23 protein-coding genes are annotated in these 19,433 nt (G+C 63.0%); 4 read left to right on the forward strand and 19 right to left on the reverse strand.

Translation table 11 applies throughout. The features are described 5' to 3' along the window. Positions 1–19 precede the first annotated feature (19 nt). Complete coding sequence (locus tag GT019_RS21690; protein WP_161745341.1) at positions 20–733, forward strand: glycosyltransferase; 714 nt, start codon at positions 20–22, stop codon at positions 731–733. A 468-nt stretch (positions 734–1,201) separates the two neighbouring features. On the opposite strand, the gene GT019_RS21695 is transcribed toward GT019_RS21690, so the two are convergent. The 7 genes from GT019_RS21695 to GT019_RS21725 form a co-directional block, all read right to left on the reverse strand. Further along, positions 1,202–1,993, reverse strand: coding sequence for a lipid II flippase Amj family protein (locus tag GT019_RS21695; RefSeq protein WP_161745343.1), 792 nt, complete (start codon positions 1,991–1,993; stop codon positions 1,202–1,204). 48 nt (positions 1,994–2,041) lie between these two features. After that, entirely contained in the window at positions 2,042–2,974 is a 933-nt protein-coding gene (gene cysK, locus GT019_RS21700; protein WP_161745345.1) for a cysteine synthase A, read from the reverse strand. Positions 2,975–3,018: 44 nt separating this feature from the next. Beyond that, entirely contained in the window at positions 3,019–3,483 is a 465-nt protein-coding gene (locus tag GT019_RS21705; RefSeq protein WP_161745347.1) for a GNAT family N-acetyltransferase, read from the reverse strand. 6 nt (positions 3,484–3,489) lie between these two features. Continuing rightward, complete coding sequence (locus GT019_RS21710) at positions 3,490–4,077, reverse strand: HAD family hydrolase (RefSeq protein WP_161745349.1); 588 nt, start codon at positions 4,075–4,077, stop codon at positions 3,490–3,492. Positions 4,078–4,099: 22 nt separating this feature from the next. Then, complete coding sequence (locus GT019_RS21715; protein ID WP_161745351.1) at positions 4,100–4,660, reverse strand: GNAT family N-acetyltransferase; 561 nt, start codon at positions 4,658–4,660, stop codon at positions 4,100–4,102. A 39-nt stretch (positions 4,661–4,699) separates the two neighbouring features. Beyond that, entirely contained in the window at positions 4,700–5,713 is a 1,014-nt protein-coding gene (locus GT019_RS21720; RefSeq protein ID WP_235948922.1) for a serine hydrolase domain-containing protein, read from the reverse strand. A 62-nt stretch (positions 5,714–5,775) separates the two neighbouring features. Next, positions 5,776–6,966, reverse strand: coding sequence for a GIY-YIG nuclease family protein (locus tag GT019_RS21725; RefSeq protein WP_235948925.1), 1,191 nt, complete (start codon positions 6,964–6,966; stop codon positions 5,776–5,778). Between the two features lie 144 nt (positions 6,967–7,110). Here GT019_RS21725 and GT019_RS21730 point away from each other — a divergent pair, with 144 nt between their 5' ends. Next, the gene (locus GT019_RS21730) at positions 7,111–7,488 is read left to right on the forward strand and encodes a VOC family protein (RefSeq protein ID WP_161745355.1); all 378 of its coding nucleotides are present in this window, start codon (positions 7,111–7,113) and stop codon (positions 7,486–7,488) included. Positions 7,489–7,728: 240 nt separating this feature from the next. Here GT019_RS21730 and GT019_RS21735 read toward each other — a convergent pair whose 3' ends face one another. The 8 genes from GT019_RS21735 to GT019_RS21770 form a co-directional block, all read right to left on the reverse strand. Then, positions 7,729–8,526, reverse strand: coding sequence for a glycosyltransferase (locus tag GT019_RS21735; RefSeq protein WP_201755505.1), 798 nt, complete (start codon positions 8,524–8,526; stop codon positions 7,729–7,731). A gap of 31 nt (positions 8,527–8,557) precedes the next feature. Continuing rightward, positions 8,558–9,511, reverse strand: coding sequence for an NAD-dependent epimerase/dehydratase family protein (locus GT019_RS21740; protein WP_161745357.1), 954 nt, complete (start codon positions 9,509–9,511; stop codon positions 8,558–8,560). Next, a complete protein-coding gene (locus GT019_RS21745; RefSeq protein WP_161745359.1) occupies positions 9,508–10,341 on the reverse strand; it encodes a dTDP-4-dehydrorhamnose reductase family protein in 834 nt (277 codons plus the stop codon). Before GT019_RS21745 ends, GT019_RS21740 begins: the two co-directional genes overlap by 4 nt. Further along, positions 10,338–11,321, reverse strand: coding sequence for a polysaccharide biosynthesis protein (locus GT019_RS21750; RefSeq protein WP_161745361.1), 984 nt, complete (start codon positions 11,319–11,321; stop codon positions 10,338–10,340). The genes GT019_RS21745 and GT019_RS21750 overlap by 4 nt, the downstream gene beginning before the upstream one ends. Further along, positions 11,311–12,408, reverse strand: coding sequence for a non-hydrolyzing UDP-N-acetylglucosamine 2-epimerase (gene wecB / locus GT019_RS21755; RefSeq protein WP_161745363.1), 1,098 nt, complete (start codon positions 12,406–12,408; stop codon positions 11,311–11,313). The genes GT019_RS21750 and wecB overlap by 11 nt, the downstream gene beginning before the upstream one ends. A 36-nt stretch (positions 12,409–12,444) precedes the next feature. Beyond that, positions 12,445–13,977: a glycosyltransferase family 4 protein gene (locus GT019_RS21760; protein WP_161745365.1), complete on the reverse strand. Its 1,533-nt coding sequence runs from the start codon at positions 13,975–13,977 to the stop codon at positions 12,445–12,447. Positions 13,978–14,163: 186 nt separating this feature from the next. Further along, positions 14,164–15,294, reverse strand: a complete 1,131-nt coding sequence (locus tag GT019_RS21765) for a CgeB family protein (protein WP_161745367.1) — start codon at positions 15,292–15,294, stop codon at positions 14,164–14,166. Between the two features lie 44 nt (positions 15,295–15,338). Then, positions 15,339–16,430 (reverse strand): CgeB family protein, encoded by a 1,092-nt coding sequence (locus GT019_RS21770; protein ID WP_161745369.1) that lies wholly within the window; start codon positions 16,428–16,430, stop codon positions 15,339–15,341. Positions 16,431–16,662: 232 nt separating this feature from the next. Here GT019_RS21770 and GT019_RS21775 point away from each other — a divergent pair, with 232 nt between their 5' ends. Both GT019_RS21775 and GT019_RS21780 read left to right on the forward strand, forming a co-directional pair. Beyond that, positions 16,663–16,869 carry a cold-shock protein gene (locus GT019_RS21775; protein ID WP_161745478.1) on the forward strand — a complete coding sequence of 69 codons (207 nt, stop codon included), beginning with the start codon at positions 16,663–16,665 and terminating at the stop codon, positions 16,867–16,869. A gap of 426 nt (positions 16,870–17,295) precedes the next feature. Beyond that, positions 17,296–17,883, forward strand: a complete 588-nt coding sequence (locus GT019_RS21780) for a permease (protein ID WP_161745370.1) — start codon at positions 17,296–17,298, stop codon at positions 17,881–17,883. An 82-nt stretch (positions 17,884–17,965) separates the two neighbouring features. Here the strand turns inward: GT019_RS21780 and GT019_RS21785 are convergent, their stop codons facing one another. Genes GT019_RS21785 through GT019_RS21800 form a run of 4 tightly spaced genes read right to left on the reverse strand, consistent with a single transcriptional unit; the run spans position 17,966 to position 19,190 of the window. After that, entirely contained in the window at positions 17,966–18,223 is a 258-nt protein-coding gene (locus GT019_RS21785; RefSeq protein WP_161745372.1) for a hypothetical protein, read from the reverse strand. Beyond that, entirely contained in the window at positions 18,195–18,542 is a 348-nt protein-coding gene (locus GT019_RS21790; RefSeq protein ID WP_161745374.1) for a hypothetical protein, read from the reverse strand. The genes GT019_RS21785 and GT019_RS21790 overlap by 29 nt, the downstream gene beginning before the upstream one ends. Continuing rightward, positions 18,542–18,877, reverse strand: coding sequence for a restriction endonuclease subunit S (locus GT019_RS21795; protein ID WP_161745376.1), 336 nt, complete (start codon positions 18,875–18,877; stop codon positions 18,542–18,544). The genes GT019_RS21790 and GT019_RS21795 overlap by 1 nt, the downstream gene beginning before the upstream one ends. 25 nt (positions 18,878–18,902) lie before the next feature. Then, positions 18,903–19,190 carry a nucleoside-diphosphate sugar epimerase gene (locus GT019_RS21800; RefSeq protein WP_161745378.1) on the reverse strand — a complete coding sequence of 96 codons (288 nt, stop codon included), beginning with the start codon at positions 19,188–19,190 and terminating at the stop codon, positions 18,903–18,905. Positions 19,191–19,433: the final 243 nt, after the last annotated feature.

Here is a 19,433-nt window from a genome sequence, read left to right on the forward strand (position 1 = left end):
TTCGAAGAGGTGCACGATCATGCTGCCAAAAGTATCGATCATCATTCCTTTCTATAACGATCACTACGTCGATCAAGCGATCGTGAGCGCGCTCTACCAGACGTATCCGAACCTTGAGGTGATCGTCGTCGACGACGGCTCGACCCGGCATCAGGACGTCATCGCGCCGTATCGCTCGCGCATCCATTACATCGGCAAAGCCAACGGCGGAACGGGCAGCGCGCTGAACCACGGCTTTTCCATGGCCACCGGCAAATACATCGCCTGGCTCAGCTCCGACGACCGGTTCCTCTCCGACAAAGTCGCCAAGCAGGTCGCCTACATGGAGCGGGCGAACGCCCGGATCTGCCACACCGATTTCCATATCATGAACGAGCACGGCGCGATCACGCATTACGCGGCCGGCACCAAATATCCGTCGGCCAAAGCCTTCATCCAGGGCATCCGGACCGGCTGCCCCATCAACGGGTGCACGATCATGATGACCAAGGAGCTGTTCGAGGAGCTCGGCGGGTTCAACCCGGGGCTGCCGTATACCCACGACTACGACTTCTGGATCCGCGCACTGCTGCAGCGCGTGGACTTTCATTACTTGAACGAAGCCCTTACGATCTACCGGCGCCACTCCCAGATGGGCACCGTGCGCCATTTCGACACGATCATGGGCGAAGCCGGCATGACCACTGCCCGCTATGCTGCCCAGCTGGATCAGCTGATCGCCCAGCTCCCGTAGCGAACGGCAGACCCGTCATGGCTGTCGATGCCTTTCGGTCTCGCGCGGCCGGAAGGCGCGGCTTGCCGCCTTCGCCGGCATCGGGAGCGAAGGAGGCCAGCGCCGGGCCTCGGCCGATCGCGCATAGAACCGCCCAGCTCCGAAGATAAAGCGGACAAGCTGCCTTGGGAAGCGGCCTGTCGATGCGGACACGAATGGATGCCTTACATACACCAGAAGCGAATGCGGTAAGCGAAATGCGGCAAACGAATGCTGTACGCGTCTGCGGCACGCGAATGCAGTATACGAGTACGGCACGCGAACCGTTCCCTGGCGTCCACCTTCGCGATAAACAAAAAGATCCACTGCGATCGCTCCTGTCCGGATACGGAGTACGGGCGCGCAGTGAATCATTGTAGTAGAACTTTCTTTTATGGCGGGCCGGGCTTTTTGAACTCCCTTGTAATATTCCCATCTCGAACGTACCGCTCAGATCAGCTTCACGAAATACCCGATCATGTAGGCCGCCGGAACCAACACCAGCTGCGCGGCCATCGTGCCCAGAAACCGCGTCGTCATGAGCACGACGTAGATTCTGCCGAGCTTCGTCCGGTACTCCGCGCTGCCGAGCGCTTTGTCCGTGATGAGCCCGAGCTGCGGATCGATGAAGATGGTCAGCAGAATCGTCGCGACGCCGTTGATGATGCCGGAGGATTGCCCCGCCGTCGAGCTTAGCTCGGGGAACAAGTGGGCCGCGTAGAGCGCCGCCAGCACGCCGACGGTGTAGAAGGACGTAACGACGATGCTGAGCAGCATGAACGTCTTCGAGATGTCCAAGTACCGGAACCGGCTGAGATTGAAGCGGGGCGCCCGGATATAATGCCGCGTGTTTTTGAGCTGGCCGATCGTCACGCTGGACACGAGCTTCGGCACGGAACCGGCCACCTCCAGCTTCGCGATCATGCGGCCGAACAGATTGACGCAGGTCGGAAACAGAACGATCGCGAGCAGCGTGCCGACCGACGACGCGAGCAGCGTGAACCGCAAGTACTGCAGCATGGGAAACCCGGCATGCGTTCGTCCGTAATCGACGAACTTGGCCGCGATCGGCCCCTGCACCATGTTCGCCGTCCGCGATACGAGCACGATCATGCCCGTCAAGGACAGCGCGACGGCGATTTTGTTCAGGCGAACGCCCGCAAGCCGGACGGCATACGAGAGCGTCTCCGCCGTATGGATGATCGTCGTCATGGCGAAGACGACGAAGAGATTGGTCAGCAAGCGGCTTGTCTCCTCTCCCGGAAGCCCGAGCGCTTTAGTCGATCGGCACTACGCGTCGAACAGTGCCGTGGACAGGTACCGCTCGCCGGTGTCCGGCAGCAGCACGACGATGTTCTTGCCTTGGTTCTCCGGCCGTTTGGCCAGCGCGAGCGCGGCGAATGCCGCGGCGCCCGACGAGATCCCGACGAGCAGGCCTTCCTGCTTGGCCAGCGCGCGCGCCGTCTCGATCGCTTCCTCGTTATGGACCGGCACGATCTCGTCGACGACCGCGCGGTTGAAATTGCCGGGCACGAAGCCGGCGCCGATGCCCTGAATGGCATGGCCGCCCTTCTTTCCGCCTGCCAGCACCTGCGAATCGTACGGCTCGACCGCCACGATCCGGACGGACGGCTTCTTCTGCTTCAGCGCCTCTCCGACGCCCGATACCGTCCCGCCCGTGCCGACGCCCGCGACGAAAATATCGACGGCGCCCTCGGTGTCCCGCCAAATCTCTTCGGCCGTCGTCCGTTTGTGGATCGCCGGATTGGCCGGATTCTCGAACTGCTGCGGAATGAACGAATGCGGAATTTCGGCCGCCAATTGCTCGGCCTTCGCGATCGCTCCCGCCATGCCTTCCATCGCCGGCGTCAGCACCAGCTCCGCGCCAAGCGCGGTCAACAGCTTCCGCCGCTCCAGGCTGAAGCTCTCCGGCAGCACGATGACGAGGCGGTAGCCCATAGCCGCCGCCGCGAACGCGAGCCCGACGCCCGTGTTGCCGCTCGTCGGCTCGATGATGACGGAATCCGGCTTCAGCAGCCCGCGTTCCTCCGCATCCTTGATCATCGCATAGCCGATGCGGTCCTTGACGCTGCCCGCAGGGTTGAAATACTCCAGCTTGGCGATGATTCTCGCCTCGAGCCGCCCGCTGCCCCCGAACTTCGAAAGCTCCAGCATCGGGGTATTGCCGATCAAATCCGTTATATTTTTCGCGATGCCCGCCATCCGATAACCTCCTCTTTCCTTCGATTACGCTTACGTTCACTAGCCTAGCCTTGCAGCAGCTTCTCGAAACATAGGCTGGACGGACAGCCGATATATTCGCCGTACGGCTCGATGGCGCAATAACCGTTCTTTTTATAGAAGGCCACGGCTTCAAGCTGCGGAACGCCCGTCTCCAGCCGAATGCGCGCATAGCCCTGCGCGCCGGCCTTGTCCTCCAGATAACGGAGCATCCGACCCGCGATGCCCCGGTTGCGCGCTTCCGGTTCCACGTAAAAACGCTTCAGCTCCGTCGCGGTCTTGTCGATCTCCTTGATCGCGCCGCAGCCGACCGGCTTCCCGTCCAGATACGCCACGACGAAATGGATGTCCGTCAATTCGGGATCGTCCAAATCGACGCCGAACACCTCTTCCGGCGGATACAGGCCATACAAATAAGCATCCAGCCGGTCGATCAGGCCGAGCAAATCGGGATCTGTAATCCCTACGTCCTTCAATGTCAATTCATGCATGGTTGTCTACTCCTTGTGCAGCCATCGATTCGCTTGTTCGATCCATGAACCTTCTTCGTCCGCCAGCAAGCCTTGCCAGCCGAGCGCTTCCGCGGGGGTCAGATTCTTGCGGTGATCATCCACGTACAGCACGGATGCCGACGGATTCAGCTTCGCGTGCAGGGCCGCGTAAATCTCCCCGGAAGGCTTGCTTGCCCCTGCCTCGCTCGATATGACGACATGCCCCAGATGCGGCCCCAGCCTTTCCAGATGCGGCCCCAGCCATTCCGCGCGGTGATTGCTCAGGATGTGCACGTCCGCCAGCAGGCTCCATGCCGGTATGCAATGGAATGCGGGCAGCAGCCGGATATTGCGGTGAAGCAGCGCCCGCGCTTCCTGCTCCGCCAAGCCCGGACAATGCGCGCTCAGCCAGCTCCAGAACTCGGCCTCCGCGAGCGCGCCGGTCCATAGGCCATCGCGGATATCGGCCGCGTACGCCGCCCTGATCTCTTCATAGCTTCCGGAAGCGGCCGCCGCGATCGTTTCCCAGAAGCCCGGGGTCAGGTTCGTGACGATCACGCCGCCGGCATCCAGGATCAACTGTTTCTTGTTCATTCATGCGCCTCCGGCTTGTCGATTACGGTATCATCGCGAAAATATACGTATCCCGCGCGCGCGTCCCGTCCGTCGACAGTCCGTCGTTGCGCAGCGTGCCTTCATGCCAATAGCCGAGACGCATCGGAATCGCCTGGCTCTTCTCGTTCAGCGCGTCGCAGCGGATCTCGACCCTGCGCGCCAGCAGCTCCGTGAACGCGAATGCCGTGATGCCCTGCACCGCTTCCGTCATGTAGCCTTGGCCGCAGAGCCGGCTGTCCAGCCAATAGCCGATCTCGAATTTCCGAACGTCCCAATCCGGACGATGCAGACCCGAGGAGCCGACGAAGCGGCCGCTCGCCTTGTCGAACAGCAGCAGGCGCATGTCTTCGCGCAAGATGAACTTGGCGCAGGCTATGCGGAGATTCGCCTCCGTCTCTTCTTCGGTCGGTTCCTGCCGGGCGAACGGCAGCCATGCCCGCAGCTCGGGCAATGATGCCTGCATCGCCTCGAATACGGCGCGCCCGTCACCCGGACGCGGCACGCGAATCAGCAGCCGCTCCGTCTCGAATTGCGCCGGAATGTCAAGCAACAACGGATCCATCGCCATTCTCCTTCCCGCCATGCGGCCCTCGGGGCCGAACTATTCTTTCATACTAGCATATTCCAACGTCTCGATCACCAAATCGCCGAAGCCGCGGATGTCCGCCAAATATTCGTAGCCGGGCGGATTCGGCTTGAACGCGTTCAGCATCCGGACCGCCACCGCGTCGTGCGACGGGATCGCGAGCACCGCGCATCCATATACGCCAAGCGATTGGAACGCGCCCCGCGGCAGCCTTGGCCCTAACTCGGAGACGGCCGAAGCGCGGTCCTGCACCCACCAGAAGAAGCCGTTGCGCGGGCAATCGGCCGGCAGCTCCTCCGGAGCGGCGATCGATGCCGCCCGTTCGAATACGCTCGCCGGAGCGATCTGCTTGCCGCCGATACGGCCCTTGCGCACATGGAGATATCCCCAATAAGCGAGCTCCCTCGCGCTGGCGAACAGATTCGCTTCGTCCCCGCGGTCGCCGCGATAAGCCTCGTTCATCCAGACAAGGCGCTCCGCCGGCTCCGCGCGCCAGTCCGTCCGCGAGAAGCCGAGCGGCCGGAAGACGCGTTCGCGCAGCACCTCGGCGAGCGGACGGCCGAAGACGCGCCGAACGATGCGGATGAGCAGGTTCACGCCGGCATTATTGTAGCTCCATCCCGTACCGGCCGGGAAGACGCGGATTATCGCGCTTCCCGGCCGGAGGCCATGCGTATGCGTGAGCAAATGACGGATCGTGGTGCCTTTCAGCAGCGTCCGGTCGGCGTCCTCGAGATAATCCGCCGCGAGGTCGTCCACGCTCGCGATTAACCCTTCCTCGATGGCGAGGCTGACGGCGAATCCGAGATACGTCTTGCGGATGGAGGCCAGATGAAATTGCGAATCCGCGTCGATCGGCCGGCTGCCCGGGTTCGAATCGGCGCGGCCGTCATACCATTCATGAACGACGGCATCTCCCCTGACGACGCACAAGGCCGCTCCGGTTGCGAGCTCTTCTTTGACGCCGCGCATGTAATCGTCCAGTCGGCGGTATGCCGACGCTTGGCTTGCGTCGCTTCTCGGCGGCATGGTCATTCTCCCTTCCCTATGGAAAACTATTGCGCCGGCTTGCGGCGACCATGCTATGACTATCAATCCTCCGGGTGCGGTTCTTCTGTGCCGCCCTTGCGGTATTCGTAATTCTCCCGGCATAGTTCGAGCAGCGCGCGCTTCAGCCCGCGCTTGGGCTGGGTGATGCGCAGCGCCGGGACTTGTCCCTCTCCCGGACGTCGCAGCGCCCTGCGCACCGCTCCCGGGTCGGCCACCCGGTTGACGATCAGCTCGTCCGGCTTCGTCACCGCTCTGTAGCGCTGAATAAGAAACCGGTCGCAAGCGGTTTCCGCGAAGCCCCGCTCCAGCTCATGTAGCTGAAAATCCCGCAGCATGCCCTGCTGCACCTTCGCGATCATGACGCCGTCGCCGCCGAAATACAGCACTTCCTGATTGACGTTCGTTTCCCGGTCGACGATCTGGGCTTCCGGCGTCTTCTCCAGGTTGCGGATATGCGACAGCATGTTCTGCGCCTTCTCGAATTTGAGCTGCTCCGCGTATTCGCCCATCTGTCGGTACATTCGCGCGATCAGGGCGTCCTTGCTGCCGCCGAACAGCAGCTCCGACACCTGCTTGACGTCCTTGGCGTAGTCCGCCTCGGATACATGGCCCTCGCAGATCCCGCTGCATTTGCCGATGTGGTACAGCAGGCAGGCGCGCTTCGGCAGCGTCGCGCAGGAACGCAGCTTGTAATGGTCGGCCAGAAATTCCAGCAGCTCGTTGCGGAATCTCGCGCTCGCGAACGGACCGAAGCGCCTCGGCCCGGCGGAAGCGGGCCGCGATGCGGATCCGGGGGGCTTGTCCGCTGCAGGCGCCTCCTGTTCCCGGCGATCCCGGTAATGCACCGCCAGGCGCGGGATGCGCTCCGCGGTGAGCTCCAGGTAGGCATAGCCGCTGTTGTCCCGTTTGAGCGCGCGGTTGTACGGCGGCTTATGGATTTTGATCAGGTTGTTTTCCAGCAGCAGGCTTTCCGTTTCATTATTGACGAGAATGATTTCAATGCTCGCGATCTGCGCCACGAGCTCCCCCAGCCGCTTGCGCGCATGCCGTGTCGTGAAGTACGACCGCAGGCGGCTTCTGAGCTTCTTGGATTTGCCGACGTACAGCAGGCGTCCCGACGCGTCCCGCATCAGATAGCAGCCCGGCTTATCCGGGTAATCGCCCGCCTTGAACGCAAACGGCTCCGTATGCTCCATCTCTTCGAACACCTCTTCCGATCGGCCGGCTGGCATTGCCGGTCATCGCCAAACGTTTGTTCCCTGCCTTCCATTGTACTGCCGCCCGCATGATTTGAAAAGCGCAGCCGCCGCCTTGATCCGGAAGAAGCGGCAGCCGATTATGCTATACTGGATAAAACCGGAAAGGAGTCGATAAGCATGGCAATCAAACTCGACATGGTCGGCATCGTCGTCGCGGATATGAGCCGGGCGTTGGCGTTTTACCGCGCGCTCGGATTCGATATTCCCGAAGAGGCGGACGGACGGCCGCACGTGGAAATCGCGCAGGAAGGCGTCCGCATCGCGTTCGACACGATCGATGTCGCGAGAGACGTATACGGCGGCTGGGAGCAGCCGGCCGGACACCGGATCGAGCTGGCATTCCGCTGCGACGATGCCGAAGCCTTGAACGCGCTGTACGGGCGAATCGTCGAACGTGGATACGAAGGCCGCCGCGAGCCGTGGGACGCCTTCTGGGGCCAGCGCTACGCGATCGTCGCCGACCCGGACGGCAACTTGATCAGCTTGTTCGCCTGACGCGCGGACAAGCCGTTCGAACCTCTGGACGCAAGCGCCCTCTCGAATCGGCTACGGCCGAATGTGCACGAATGACGGGCCGCTATGGCCGGTTCGACGGTAACAGGCGCAATCATTCAAAGCCATCAATGCCGCCGGGCCGCGAACGCCTGTCCGACCGGCCTCCGCCGCACCCTTTGAACATTCATATGTACGCCGTCGACAGCCGGGGATCGCGGGACGCGATCCCCGGCTGTTCGTTCAGCGCGACGTGCCGCGCTGCTTGCCGCTTTCCGGCTTCTTGCGCGGCAGCTCCCGCCCCCGCGGGAGAAGGCCGAGCTGCTTCAAATACGACTGCCAGCGCGCCTCGTACCTCGCGAAGGTGCCCTTGGTTTCGAGCGCGACCGCGTCGGCATGCTTGAGCGTGCCCATCGCTTCGTGCCTCCGGTAGGCGCAGAGCGGCTCCGGGACCAGCAGGAACGGCGTGCCGGAGAGCAGCACCCGGAACCAATAATCCAGATCCTGCGTGTAGCGCAGCGTTTCGTTGAACGGTCCGGTGATCCGGTACAGTTCCTTGGTCATGACGACCGTGCAGCCGTTCACGGGATTGCCGTGCTGGAACGCCCGGTAGAAGTCGCCAGATGCGATGCCGGGCGGGATAATATCGAAGTCTGTCATTTTGCCGCGGCCGTCGATGACGTCGAACCCGGTATGGCTGATCGGCGAGCCCGCCCGCTCCATCGCCTCGACCTGTCGCCTGATTTTGTCCGGATAGAACCGATCGTCGGAGCTGAGCCAGGCCACGTACTTCCCGTTCGCCAGCCGAAAGCCGCTGTTCAGCGCGCTCGCCGTTCCCCCGTTGGCTTTGCCGATGTAATGAATGCGCCCTTCGTACCGGCGCAGCTGGTCCTGATGCTTCGTCGATCCGTCATCGACGACGATGACCTCGATCTCCCGATACGTCTGGGTCAGCGCGCTTTCGACCGCTTCCGCGACGTACGGATCGTTATAGAACGGAATGACGATCGTGACGAGCGGCCGGTTGGTTTTCAACCCCATCTTGCTTCCCCTCCCGCATGCAGCATGCTGTTCAAACGTTCTGCCGGGCGGATGCCAGCGCATCCTGCAGCGATTGCCGCAGCGAATAGCGCGGCGCCCAGCCGAGGGCCGCGATCGCGCCGGGATCCGACGGCGCCGGCGATGCCGCGTCCGAGTCGCCGAATTCCCAGCGCAGCGGATGCAGCGCCAGATCGCCGAACGCCTCGGCGATCTCCTCGAGCGTCCGCATGACGCCGGACGCCACGGCATAGACGCGGCCGCTCTCGCCTGCGCGGAGCAGCGCGCCGTACGCGGCGATCGCGTCGCGCACGTCGAGCAGGTCGCGCCGTTCGCCGCGAGAGGAGAACCGGAACGGCGCCGGCGCTTCTTCCCCCGCCGCCGCCGCGCGCTCCGCGCCCGCCGCGTATCGCGCGAGCAGGCCGCACAGCCCCCCGGACCGGCCGGGGCCGATCAAATTCGACGGCTCCGCGACGATAATCTCCATGCCGAAGAGCGATGCCCAGCTCTGCGCGACGAGCACCTGCATCGTCTTGCTCAAGCTGTACGGATGCTGCGGCTTCGGCCCCGCGTCGCCAGCGTCGCCGGCGACGGCCAGGGGAAAGCGCAGCATCGAGCCCGCGACCAGCACCCGGCACGGCGTTCCGAGCCGCCGCACGCCCTCCAGCAAATGCACGGTGCCCATGACGTTGCTTTGCAGCACGGATGCCGGGTCGCTCCACGACGCGCCGACCGCGTTGGCGCCCGCCAGATGCAGGACGCAGTCCGGCGCCGCGCGCCGCACGAGCGCCTCGGTCTCGCTGCGCGAGGCCAAGTCGCAGGCCAGCACGTCATCGGCTTCGCCGAGCCATGCCCATTCCGGCGAACCCGCTTCCGGCAGCCGGCGGACCGCCGCGGTTACGCGCCAGCCGAGGGAGGCGAAGCTTCGGCAGGCATGCTCGCCGCAGAACCCGCCGGCGCCCGTGACGAGCAGGCGCTGCCCGCTCATCCGCGCTTCATCCACTGCGCCAGTTCATCCAGCATCGGAATGTACCCCGTCGTCCGGAAGCGCCAATCGTGCCGCGTCGATACGAGCGTCCGGTCGATCTTGACCGCGTCGTCCGACACGACCCTTACCCCTTCCGCTTCGAAGGCCGCTTGGAACAGCAGCAGCAGCGTATGTTTGCTGACCGATTCGCTCGCCGTCAGATGCACGAGGCCGCCGATCTCCGGATGCTCGATCGCGTACGCGACCGCCTTCGCGAGCTCCAGCGTCGTCACCCCGTTCCAGAAGACGTTCGCGTAACCCTTCACCGTGCCGCTCTGCGCCAGGAACCACTTGAGCAGGCCGATGCCCTGCGGCCGGATCTCCGGCCCGATGATCGAGGTGCGAATCGTCAGATGCCGGCCGTAGACCATCTCGCCGAGCGCCTTCGAACGCGCGTAGACCGACGTGCCGTCCGGATGGTCGCTCTCCGCGTAGGAACCCCGCTCGCCGCTGAACACGCAGTCCGAGCTGATATGGACGACGCGCGCGCCGATCGCGTCCGCCGCGTAGCGGAGCCAATGCGGCAGCAGGCCGTTGACCAGATACGCTTCCAGCGGATGCGTCTCGGCATCCTGGTTCAAGACGCCCGCCGCGTTGACGATAATATCCGGCCGCACCGTCCATACCGCGTCGGCCACCGCTTCCGCATCCGTCGCGTCGAGGGCGAGGCTGCCCGTTCCGTCCGCGCGCCGCGTCGTATAGGCGACCTCGACCTCGGGATGAACCTCCCGGAAGTAGCGGATCAGCATATGACCCGCCATCCCGTTCCCTGCGATGACGAGGAGCTTCATGAGAGAAACCCGCCTCTCACGAGCATGGAGCGGATCTCTTCCTTGGACATCAGCGACTCGCTGGAGCAATAGCTGTCGAACGCGACCTTCGTGTGCGCGCTGTAGTGCTGGCGAAGTCCCGGAATGTCGAGCGTCGGCAATATCACGAGGTACTCGTCGTCGTATGCGACCGTCGTCGTGCTTTCGTGCTCCGTGAGCAGGATCTCGTGGATTTTCTCGCCCGGACGGATGCCGGTCTCCACCACTTCCGCGTCGATGCCCATGTCCTCCATCAGGACCGCGGCCAGGTCGACGATCCGGCAGGTCGGCATCGTCATGACGAAGATTTCCCCGCCCACGCTCTCCTCGGACGCCTTGAACAGCAGCGTGATCGCATCCTGCAGCGTCAGGAAGAAGCGGGTCATATTCATGTCCGTGATGCGGACCTGGTTCTTGTTCTTGATCTGGTTCATGAACAGATGCACGACGCTGCCGTTCGTGCCGAGCACGTTGCCGCCGCGCACGCAGACGAACGTCGTCTCGGAATGGAGCAAGTTCGCGTACACGATCAGCTTCTCGCCGATCGCCTTGGTCATGCCGTAGAAATTGGACGGGTTCGCCGCCTTATCCGTCGAGATGTAGATGACGCGCTTCACGTTGTTCGCGATGGCCGCTTCGATGACGTTCTGCGTGCCGATCACGTTCGTCTTGAGCGCTTCGTAAGGCTGATCCTCGCAGACCGGAACATGCTTCAGCGCCGCCAAATGAAACACGTAATCCACGCGTTCGCACGCCCGCATGAGCGCTTCTTTATCGCGGATGTCCCCGATGCAGAAGCTCAGGCGCGAGTCCTCGAACGAACGGCTCATCGCCACCTGGCTGGACTCGTTGCGGGAGAACACGATGATTTGTTTGGGCTGCTGGGGCAGCAGCTGGCGAATCAATTCATAGCCCCAGGACCCTGTTCCCCCGGTGACCAGTATGCGCTGATTAGTAAACATTCCATTTCCCTCCAAGCATAAATTTAACCACTTTATCCGATACGTCGCCGGCCAGGTACCCTTCCGGACAATCCCACTTCGCGGGCAGCGCGGTCATGACCGCCGCCGCTTCCTCGATCCGCTGCGGATGCAGGCCGCAGACGACGTTGCTGCCGCAATCGATCGTCTCCGGACGCTCCGTCGTCTCCCGGATCGTCACCGTCGGTACGCCGAAGAGGCAGCATTCCTCCTGCACCGTGCCGCTGTCCGTGATCGCCAGCAGCGCGTGCCGCTCCAGCCGGACAAAGTCGAAAAATCCCATCGGTTCGTAAAATTCCACCCGCGCGTCCATGTCGACCCGCACCGTGCCGGCGTCGATCCGCGACCGCGTGCGCGGATGCACGCTGCAGACGATGCGCTTGCCGAATCGCCGCGCCACCCGGTTCAACCCTTCCAGGATGCCGGCCAAGCGTTCCGGCGCATCCACGTTCTCCGCGCGGTGCGCCGTGACGAGCACGTACCCGCCGGGTTCGAGCTCGAGCCGCTCCAGCACGTCGCTCGCTTCGATCTGCGGCGCGTAGTGCGCGATGACCTCATGGATGGGATTGCCCGTCTGCACGATCCGGTTGCTCGGAAAGCCCTCGCGCAGCAAATTGCCTTTGCTGTAGGAGGTGTAAGGCATGTTGATGCTCGATACCGCGTCGATGATCCGGCGGTTCTTCTCTTCCGGAACCGACAGATCATAGCAGCGGTTGCCGGCTTCCATATGCACGACCGGAATGCCCATGCGTTCGGCGACGATGGCGCACAGCGCGCTGTTCGTGTCGCCGAGCAGCAGGACCGCGTCCGGCTTGTGCGCCGTCAGCACGCGCTCCGTCTCCGCGAACATGACGGACAGTTGGCCGCCCAGCGTCTGCTTCGCGTCCGTGAGCAGCACATCCGGCTTACGCAGGCCGAGCTCCCGGAAAAACACGTCCGACAGGGAAGGAGAGAAGTTTTGCCCGGTATGCACGAGCACATGCTTTTCGGCCAGCGCATCCAGCTTTTGAATGATGAGGCTAAGGCGAATAATCTCCGGGCGCGTGCCCAAAATCGTTACAACGCGCATGAAACGTTCCTCCTTCGTTCGCTCTCTTGACTGCCGCTACGACGCGCGGCGGCGCCGTTTCCTTCCCCCCGGGGCGGCTTTCCCGCGGCGCGCCTTGCCGCCCCTGAGGCCGCGCCGCGGCTTCAGGACGCCTCGGCGGCCGCGGCGCCGCCGCTTGCCCTTGCCCGCGCGACGCCGGCGCCGCTTGCGGGCCGGCGCCGCGGCCGTGCCGATCGGCTCCCCGACCGGCCAGACGGCGATGAAGGCATCCGGCACGGTCCGCACCTCGTCGACCCGGTAACCGGCGGCCGTGAACGCCTCCATCGTCCGGAACGGCCGCAGCGCGCCGCGATCGAACAGATAAATCGTCGGCCCGCTGCCCTTCAGCACGGTCGGCGGCCGCGGAGCCTGCTGCTTGAGGACATCGGTGAACCTGCGCAGCCGTTCCCGGTAAGCCGCGACGCCGAACGCGGCATGCGCCTCTCGCGCATTGCGGGCGCCGACGGCCTGCAGCAGCTCTTCGTTGTCCAGCAGCGCCGACACGCCGGCCGCCAGCCCTTCGATATCGCCCGTCGGCACGACGTACGCATCGTTGCCGGTCGCGCGGCCGATCTCGGCCAGTCCGCCGGAGCCGTAAACCACGATCGCCTTGCCGAAGGCCATTCCTTCCAGCGCCGTCATGCCGAAGCCCTCCGGCATCAAGCTCGGCACGACGAGGATATCCATGGCAGGGTACACCGTCGCCACCTGCTCCTCGAACCGGAGCCAGCGGAACCGCTCGATCACGCCGGCCGCGCGGGCGACGTCGAGACACCGTTCGAAATACGGCGGATCGACGGGGTTGCCGACGATCAGGTAACGCGCCTTGGGATGAAACGCCGCGGTCTTGACCGCCATTTCCATGAAGTGCTCCAGCCCTTTCCCCTCGAAAATCGAGGAGGAGATATAACCGACCAGCCGTTCATGCTCCGCGATGCCGAGATGCCTGCGCCGGTTGGCGCGATGCTGGCCCCATCCCTCCGGCCGCAGCTCCGCTTGATGCCACGAGGGCGGAATGAGCGTCGTCTTCGGGATCATGCCCGGCGTGCGCAGCGGCGCGAGCGCCGTCTCCGAGATGCCGAGCACGAAGTCGGCGTGCGCTTCGATCAGCGCGGCCGAAGCCGGCGTCAGCGGCGTCTCGCGGATCGCCTCCATCACCGACCAGACGACGGGGATGCCGAGCGCTTTGCCGGCGATGGCGGGTAGCGGGTGGACGCAGGTATTGGCCAGGATGACGTTCGGCTGCTCCTTGTTCATGAGGTGGACGAGATCGCGCCAAGACGGCTCCTGCTGCTTGGTCGCAATCTCTTCGTTCATATGCGGGAGGGCCAGGTAGAGCGGAACGATCAGCGGAATATCCTGCACGATGACCGGAAGACCCAGCTTGCGGGCATGCGCGGCAATGACGCCTTCCGTGGGAACGACGAGGGTGCAGGCGTAGATCGGCAGCAGTTCGCGGATCATGAACAACAACAGCTTCTCGGCACCCGTCACGTATTGCGGACTGCAAATATGCGAGAAGATCAGCATTTTCGGCTTGGTTTGCTTCAATCGGCTGCCTCGCTCGTCGGCGGCTGTCAACGAGCAGGCGCTCACCTCCGTCCTGTATCGCTCTATTCTTCGATCCTAGTTCTTATATAGTATTTGGAAGGCCGTTGACGCGGCACGACATTTGGACCGCCAGCAAACGCACAAAATAGCGCCGCGTCCGACTGTGCGCCGATCACGGACGCACGTTCATACCGGATACAGCAGCCCGAGCAGGCGCTCGATCCGCTTGACGTACGTATGCTCGCGCATCGTCCGGAGCATCCCGCGCATCGCGATCGTCTGCCGTTCCTCCTCGTGGGTCAGGTAATAGTCGATCTTCTCTATCATCTCTTGCGGGGTCGAATAAGTGACGATATCGTAGCCCGGCGTATAGAAGGAGACCAGGTCGTTCCGCGCGTCCGTCAGCTGCAGCGTCGCGCAGCCCGCGATCTCGAACGTGCGCGGGTTCGGCGAGACGGCCTCGATGCCGGCGCTGTTGTTGTTGAACGTGTCGTCGTTGTGGGAGCGATGCATGTTGATGACGATTTTGGCGCCGTTGTACATATTGGCCGTCTCCATCGGTCCCATCCAGCGGCCGAGCTCGATTTTGCCGGCGAGCAGCCGAAACTCCTTCAAGCGCTCCCACCAGATGCCCGAGATATGGGTATCCTTGGTGGCCAGGTAACGGGTCACCTGATCGAAGAACTCCACCCGCTTCCAGTACGCCGAGCCGACGAAGCAGATCTCGTGGCGCTGCGAGCGTTCGGGATTGCGCGGGCGGAAGGACACGGGATCCGCGCCGAGCGGCAGGTAATGCACGTCCGCGCAGCCAAGGCTGCGGTAATAGTCGACGCAGACCAGCTCGAGCGTGAAGACGACATCGTAGTGCGGAGCAAGCGAAGACGTGATGTCGGTGTAATAGGGATCGTCCGTGAACCAGATGGCCGTGCGGATGCCGGCTTCGCGCATGCGGTCGACCTGGGCGACGTCGAATTCCAGGCCGTCCAGCACGAGTACGATATCCGGCCTGATCCGCAGGGCGAGATCGGCGACGGGCTGCTTCGTATCGGTAATGGTCAATTGCGTGACTTGGCCGCGGAAGGCCTCCGCGATCGCGATATCGAGCGGCGAATACGGAAACCCTTTGCCGGTCGCCACGAACAGGACATGCGCCTGCTTCAGCGGCGGCGGCGGCTGGATGCTGCCTTGGAGCGCGGCCTCGCAGCGTCCGAACCAATGCCCGTGCTCCCAGCCCAGCCGGAATCCGGCCTTCGCGCCCGGGGACGCGGCACGGCCGGTTCGCGTCCTTTTGCGGCGCGTTCGTTGCGTCGTTTTCATGCTCCCATTCCTCCCTCGTACGGATGTTGTCCGCGGCGCGCCGTTCACCATCCCAGCACCTCGGCGATCTGCTGCAGGCGCCGGGTATACGTATGGTCGACGAGCGTCCGGCGCAAGCCCCGAAGCGCGAGCGCGCGGCGTTCGTCCTCGTGTGTCAGATAATATTCCAGCTTGGCTCTCAGCTCTTCGGCGTCCGCGAACGTCTCGATCTCGGCGCCCGGCCTGTAGTAGTGCGGCAGGTCCTCCCGCCGGTCCGTCAGCTGCAGCGTTCCGCAGGCGGCGATCTCGTACGTGCGGGGATTGATGGAACGTCCCGGCAGACCCAGCACGTTCTTGTTGTCCTTGCCCGTCTCGGTCGTCCGGTGCAGGTTAATGACGATCCGGGCGCCGTTGTAATGGCGGATCGATTCCTCGACCGGCAGCCACCCCATCCGAATGAACCGCTTCAGCTCCTTGAAGCTGCGCATCCGGTCCCATAGCCCGCCGGCGATAAATACCTTGCGCGTCTTCAGGTACGGCGCGATCGCGTCGAACATTTCCACCCGGTTCCAGAACGCCTGGCCGATAAAGCAAATGTCGCTGCGGTATTTCTCCTCGACCGTCATCGGCTTGAACCGCATCTGGTCGACGGCCAGCGGCATGTAGACGACTTTCGCGCAGCCGCGTTCCCGGTACATCTGGATCGTGCTCAGCTCGTGCGTCAGCACGGCGTCGTAGCGGGGCGCGATGTACATCGTGTCCGCCGTCACGTACGGATCGTCGGCAAACCAAATAGCCGTTCGTATCCCGAGCGAACGAACGGCATCGACCTGCTCCAGATGATCGGCCGGAAAGACGTGAAGCCCGTTCAGCACCAGCATCCAGTCCGGACGGACGAGCGAAGCCTGCTCCGCCATCCGCGCGGGTTCCGCCACGTAAACTTCGCGGACCGTCAGCCGCAGCGCTTCGATGACGCCTTGATCGATGGCTTCGAAGCCCTGCGGGACGTAGAGGACGCTGCAATTCCGTTTCGCCGGGGCGGCCGGCTGCAACTGCCGGACCAAATATTCGCAGGCGCCGTCCCGCAAACCGTTCTCGTAGCCCCATGTGAATCCAGCCGTCGCGGCCTGATCCGTTACTCGTTCCTTTGTCTGCACAGTCGCCACCCCTGAGTTTCATTCTCCTGTCTCCATATATATGCGAATGACAGGCAAGGCTCATGGTCACTTGTCCGCGAACCGCGCAAAATTGGCTGATGACCCCCAAGGCGAACATACCGGACGCCCGGCGCCGCATTCGTTCGGGTATCGCAAAAAAGTAGTATAAATCTGGCAGTCCCGTCACATATTAAAAGAGGTCGAAGGCATGCGAACGAAGGAGGGCTTGATCATTCATTTCTCAAAGAAACAAGTCGAACCGATCCCGGAAGAAGAGACGTCCATTTGGACATGCACGAACGAGAACTGCTCCTGCTGGATGAGAAACGATTTTTCGTTCGGGGAGTTCCCGAGCTGCCCCATTTGCCATTCCAGCATGACCAGCCAAATCAAAAGCCTGCCGGTCCTGACGAACGGCACGAAACGCGGCTTCCAATAAGACAGGCTGTGATTTTCATGAAATGATGGTGAAAGGCATGACCTGCGGTCGCTTTCGTTCACCGACATTCATGAAATTCTCGTACGAGGTACACACAAAAACCAGGCAATTCCCGTCGCGGACACTGACGGGAGCTGCCTGGTTTTTTTGATTTTAAAAATCTCTGCGTCTCGGCATTTATGCGCAGCTTATCCTTGCTCCGGGTCCATTTAGGAAGGCCGGCTGCAAGACGGAAAGAATTTTATTGACACTAGTTTCCATTGGTTATATTATAACCGTAGGTTAGTAACCGATGGTTATCATAAGTTTCGGGAGGCTGCTCTGATGAGCTTTATCGTGTTTATGCTGTTGTTTGCGGTTGTCTGCGGATTGCTCGACGCGCGCATCGGGCGCGGTAGCGAATCGCATGGAAAGGGGTTGAACTGAATGTTCGCGGGTCATTTCGGATTGGCCGCCGCCGTGAAGGCGAGCGACGCGAGGACGCCGGTGTGGGCGCTTATGCTCGGCACGCAGCTGCTGGACGTCATCTTCGTGCCCCTGCTGCTGTCGGGCCACGAAACGATCGTCGCCGAACGCGAAGGCTACGGCGGCGCGCTTATCCATGCGGATTACACGCATTCGCTCGTCGGGGCGATCGTCGTCTCGCTCGCGGCTGCCCTGCTCGGCCGGCGCTTCTGGGGCAGGCGCTCCGGCGCCGTCATCGGTCTGGTCGTGTTCAGCCACTGGCTGCTCGATCTGATCGTCCACCGTCCCGATCTGCCGATTCTTCCCGGCAACGCCGGCGATCTGCCGCTGCTGGGCTTCGGCCTCTGGGAGCATCCGGCGGCAAGCGCCGCGCTAGAAGCCGTCCTGATCGCCGGCGGATTCCTCCTTTATCTCCGCTCCTCCGTGAAGCGCTCCAAAGCAGCCGGCACCGGAGCGGCTTCGACGCTGAAATGGGCGTATTGGTCCTCGGCCGCGATGGGCGTTCTGCTTCTCGCCTCGCTGCTGACGGATACGCTGTCGGGCGGCTGAACGAAGAAAACGAAGCGCAGCCTGTCCGCGCTTGATCGAAGCGCCCGCGCATGAACCCATGCTCGGGCGCCTTCGTCTCCGTCTATCCGTTCTGCTGCTCGTACGCAATCTGGTGCCCGTCCTCGAAGCCTTTGGCGAAGCCGAGGTTGTAGCCCTGATTGTAGGCGGCATCGAAGGCCGCGTTATACCCGCTTCGAGGCGAGCGCTTCCTGCGCGGCGCCAGCTTGCCCTTGCGGGACTTGGTTCGCTTGCCCTTCTGCTTCGGCGTCGCGCTGCTGCGCTTGCGCTTCGAGCCCGCCGTTTTGGGCCGTTTACTCCTTCTGACGGCTGCTGCGACCACTTCGGATTCCTCCTTTGCGCTCCGTCGGCTCCCCGCTCCCGTCCGGCAAAGCCGTGCAGCGGTTCAGCCAGGGCTTTGCCGCGGGCTTCCCGGCGCTGCGCTGCGCCGGATGGCGTTCCATCGCCTGGACCATCTCGGAGAGCGTCCGCTGCATGACCGCGAGCGACTTCATATTGCGCCGGATGGACACTGCCAAGGCCGCGTCATGCCGCGCCATGTCCCCCACGCTTTCCAAAATGCTTGCTATGGCCGACTGGCTCCGGGAGAGCGCGCCGATCAGCGCGATGCGGGCCTCGCGCTCCAGCCGGTTCCGGTCCACTAGTCTTTCTCCCCCATATCGAAGGAGCCGCCGAGCATGCCTTCGAATCCGCCCTCCGCTTCGCCGTCGTGGCGCAGCGCGGCTTTCAGCACGTTCGTCATGCCCATGCTCAGCTTCGTCAGCCCGTCGATCACTTCGACCAGCTGATCGTGTACCTGCAGGGCCGACTTCAAATGTTCCTGCTGATCGGCGAAGGCGTCCGGCGTGACGTGATTGATCATCCACGACCGCACCTTCTCCGCCTCCAGCGCCTTGGCCTCCAAAATCATCGCCACGTTCCACTGCAGCTTGGCGGAGGCGTCCAGCATTCTGACATACGCCGTTTCCCGACTCATGAGATCATGCCCCCCTTCCTCCGCCTTACTCTTCGTCCTCGACCGCGAATTCCTTCATGACCGCGGACAAGGTCGCCGCGAGCGATTCCTGAAGCTCGGCGATGCTGTTCAAATAAGCGACGACGCTGCCCGTCACCGCTTTGGAATTGTCCAATACCCCTTCGAAGCCGCCGAAATCGGGGTGCTGATCCGGAAGCGCGTGCACGAGCTGCGCCATTCGGACGGCGACGTGGCGCTTGCCTTCCAATATGCGCGACAGCTGTTCATGCGAATGGGACATATGCTCGATCATTTCCGTCAAAATTTGCTGCACGACACCGTCCTCCTTAACTTGACCCTCCGTCTCTCTTCGCCGCGTCGGTCACTATCAGCATATGCGCGGCATCCGCCGTGCGGTACTGCCGAAACGAAGGCGCGCGGAAGAGCATAGCGTTTCCTCGTTGCTCCCGCGGCGCTCGTGCTTGGCGCGGCTTTGACAGGATGGGCCGAAGCGTGAACCGAGGCGCGGCGAAAGAAAGCGCTGCTGCGGCGATGTGTGCGTTACGCTGGTCGGACC

Origin of the sequence: Paenibacillus glycinis (assembly GCF_009909185.1) — a bacterium.
Classification (GTDB): Bacteria; Bacillota; Bacilli; order Paenibacillales; family Paenibacillaceae; genus Paenibacillus_Z; species Paenibacillus_Z glycinis.

What these genes read in the sequence shown, in the direction of transcription:
- GT019_RS21690 (WP_161745341.1), top strand. Translation starts at nt 20, where the DNA reads ATGCTGCCAAAAGTATCGATCATCATTCCTTTCTATAACGATCACTAC.
- cysK (WP_161745345.1), bottom strand. Translation starts at nt 2,974, where the DNA reads ATGGCGGGCATCGCGAAAAATATAACGGATTTGATCGGCAATACCCCG.
- GT019_RS21705 (WP_161745347.1), bottom strand. Translation starts at nt 3,483, where the DNA reads ATGCATGAATTGACATTGAAGGACGTAGGGATTACAGATCCCGATTTG.
- GT019_RS21710 (WP_161745349.1), bottom strand. Translation starts at nt 4,077, where the DNA reads ATGAACAAGAAACAGTTGATCCTGGATGCCGGCGGCGTGATCGTCACG.
- GT019_RS21715 (WP_161745351.1), bottom strand. Translation starts at nt 4,660, where the DNA reads ATGGATCCGTTGTTGCTTGACATTCCGGCGCAATTCGAGACGGAGCGG.
- GT019_RS21720 (WP_235948922.1), bottom strand. Translation starts at nt 5,713, where the DNA reads ATGCCGCCGAGAAGCGACGCAAGCCAAGCGTCGGCATACCGCCGACTG.
- GT019_RS21725 (WP_235948925.1), bottom strand. Translation starts at nt 6,966, where the DNA reads ATGCCAGCCGGCCGATCGGAAGAGGTGTTCGAAGAGATGGAGCATACG.
- GT019_RS21730 (WP_161745355.1), top strand. Translation starts at nt 7,111, where the DNA reads ATGGCAATCAAACTCGACATGGTCGGCATCGTCGTCGCGGATATGAGC.
- GT019_RS21735 (WP_201755505.1), bottom strand. Translation starts at nt 8,526, where the DNA reads ATGGGGTTGAAAACCAACCGGCCGCTCGTCACGATCGTCATTCCGTTC.
- GT019_RS21740 (WP_161745357.1), bottom strand. Translation starts at nt 9,511, where the DNA reads ATGAGCGGGCAGCGCCTGCTCGTCACGGGCGCCGGCGGGTTCTGCGGC.
- GT019_RS21745 (WP_161745359.1), bottom strand. Translation starts at nt 10,341, where the DNA reads ATGAAGCTCCTCGTCATCGCAGGGAACGGGATGGCGGGTCATATGCTG.
- GT019_RS21750 (WP_161745361.1), bottom strand. Translation starts at nt 11,321, where the DNA reads ATGTTTACTAATCAGCGCATACTGGTCACCGGGGGAACAGGGTCCTGG.
- wecB (WP_161745363.1), bottom strand. Translation starts at nt 12,408, where the DNA reads ATGCGCGTTGTAACGATTTTGGGCACGCGCCCGGAGATTATTCGCCTT.
- GT019_RS21765 (WP_161745367.1), bottom strand. Translation starts at nt 15,294, where the DNA reads ATGAAAACGACGCAACGAACGCGCCGCAAAAGGACGCGAACCGGCCGT.
- GT019_RS21780 (WP_161745370.1), top strand. Translation starts at nt 17,296, where the DNA reads ATGTTCGCGGGTCATTTCGGATTGGCCGCCGCCGTGAAGGCGAGCGAC.
- GT019_RS21795 (WP_161745376.1), bottom strand. Translation starts at nt 18,877, where the DNA reads ATGAGTCGGGAAACGGCGTATGTCAGAATGCTGGACGCCTCCGCCAAG.